Below are 2,341 nucleotides of genomic sequence, written 5' to 3'. Positions count from 1 at the left end.
GACCTTGCGATTGCGCGGGATGCTCGACCACAGCGCCTGGCAGCGCAGCCTTGACCGTCTGTTTGCCCGTCATGAGGCGCTGCGCAGTGTTTTTGTCGCGACGCAGGGCAAGCCCCGGGTTGAGGTTCTGCCCCCGGATGCGGGACTGCCGATAGTTGAGCACGATCTGCGGGAGAGATCGGATGCGCAAGCGGCACTTTTGGATCTGTGCCATGAAGAGGGGCGCACGCCATTCGATCTTGCGCGCGGTCCGCTGATCCGCGGGCATCTGGTGCGGATGTCGGATGAGGAGCACGTCTTCCTGCTGACCCAGCATCACATCGTCTCGGACGGCTGGTCGATGGGCGTGCTGCTGCGTGAACTTAGCCAGCTCTACCGGGCATTTGAGGCTGGGCAGGACGATCCTCTGCCGCCGCTTGCGATCCAGTATCCGGATTATGCCGCCTGGCAACGCCAATGGCTGTCGGGGGATCGGCTGCAGAAGCAGGCGCAGTATTGGCGCAGCGCCCTGGCAGGCACGACCCGTCTTGTCTTGCCGACGGACCATGCGCGGCCTGCCCAGCAATCGTTTGCCGCGGCCACGGTCCCCGTCATCATCGATGCGGATTTGACGCGGGAGCTGAAGCAGCTGAGCCTGCAGCATGGCACGACGTTGTTCATGACGGTACTGGCGGCCTGGGCGGCGGTGCTGTCGCGTCTGTCGGGGCAGGACGATCTTGTGATTGGCGTGCCGAGCGCCAATCGGGGGCACCGGCAGATCGAAGAGCTGATCGGGTTCTTCGTCAACACCCTGGCGCTTCGGCTGGACCTGTCGGGCAAGCCGCGTGTGTCGGAGCTTCTGGAGCGGACGCGGCGCACGGTGCTGGCTGCGCAGGAGCATCAGGACCTGCCGTTCGAGCAGGTGGTGGAGATCGTGCAGCCGCCCCGGGCTCTTGATCACACGCCGTTGTTGCAGGTGATGCTGGCCTGGGAGAACAATGCGGTTGGAGCATTGGACCTGCCGGGGCTGAGTGTCGAAGCTGCCGGGGACGAGCTTGATCAGGTCGAGTTCGATCTGGAGCTGAGCCTTGGCGAGCATGGCGAGGAGATCGCCGGAACGCTGGGTTATGCCACGGCGCTGTTTGATCAGGCGACGATTGAGCGGCAGCGTGGTTATCTGCTGGCGCTGCTGCGGGCGATGGCTGCCGATGCGCAGCAAGAGGTCCACCGGATTGAGCTGCTCTCGGCTGCCGAGCGCACGTATCTGCTGGAGGAGCTGAACCGGACGGCGGCGCCGTATCCCGCGCAGCGGTGCATCCACGAGCTGTTCGAGACGCAGGTGCACAAGGCGCCGGATGCGGTGGCGGTGGTCTGCGAAGATGAGCGGCTGAGCTATGGCGAGCTCAATGCGCGGGCCAACCGCCTGGCACATCATCTAATCGCCCTCGGGGTCAAACCTGGGGATCGCATTGCCACAGTGCTGGATCGCTCGGTCGCTCTTCTGGTGGCGCAGCTGGCGATTTTGAAGACCGGCGGCGTGTATGTACCGATCGATCGCGCCCTCCCGTCGGCGCGACAAGAATTGTTGATGGCCGATTGTGCTGCACGCTTGGTGCTTTGCGCTGATGATCTGGTTGAGGCGACGATACCTGTTCGTGCTATTGAGCCGCTCATAGCTGGAACGGGATGTAGTTCCGATCCTGGGCTGGCGTTGAGCGCTGAAACTGCCGCTTACGTCATGTACACCTCCGGCTCAACTGGCCTTCCCAAAGGAGTTGTTGTTCCTCATCGTGCCGTCAACCGGCTTGTGATCAACAGTGGGTATGTGAAGATCGATGCAGGAGATCGGGTGGCATGGGCTGGCAATCCCGCCTTCGACGCAAGCACATTCGAAGTATGGGCGCCGCTGCTTAACGGTGGTTGCATTGTTGTCATGCATGCCGCCACCGTCAGGGATACTCCTAGTTTTGCCCGGGCGATAGAGAAGCACGGCGTGACATCACTGTTTCTGACAACAGCATTATTCAACCAATATACAGCATCGATTGCTCCGACGTTGGCGCAGCTGAAGTACCTCCTTTGTGGGGGTGATCGCGCTGATCTTGCCTCATTTCTGAGATTGCTGAAAGAAAAAGGTCCTGTACGTCTCATTCACTGCTACGGGCCCACCGAGACGACGACCTTCGCAACTTTCTGGACTTGCCCGGCTGATTGCAAGGGGGCAGTGGCCCCGATAGGGCGTCCAATTGCCAACACGCGGGTCTACTTGCTGGATGGCCATGGCGGGCTGGTGCCGTTCGGCGCGGTGGGCGAGCTTTACATTGGCGGGGCGGGGGTGGCGCGGGGCTACCTGAACCGCCCT

General features: G+C 62.2%; 1 protein-coding gene. It reads left to right on the top strand.

The features are described 5' to 3' along the window. On the top strand, nt 1–2,341 hold a 2,341-nt coding region (locus GGD62_RS40465; protein ID WP_183714836.1), incomplete at both ends, for a condensation domain-containing protein.

The organism is Bradyrhizobium sp. ERR14 (assembly GCF_014198235.1).
GTDB lineage: Bacteria > Pseudomonadota > Alphaproteobacteria > Rhizobiales > Xanthobacteraceae > Bradyrhizobium.
This window is presented reverse-complemented; position numbering and strand designations above follow the sequence as displayed.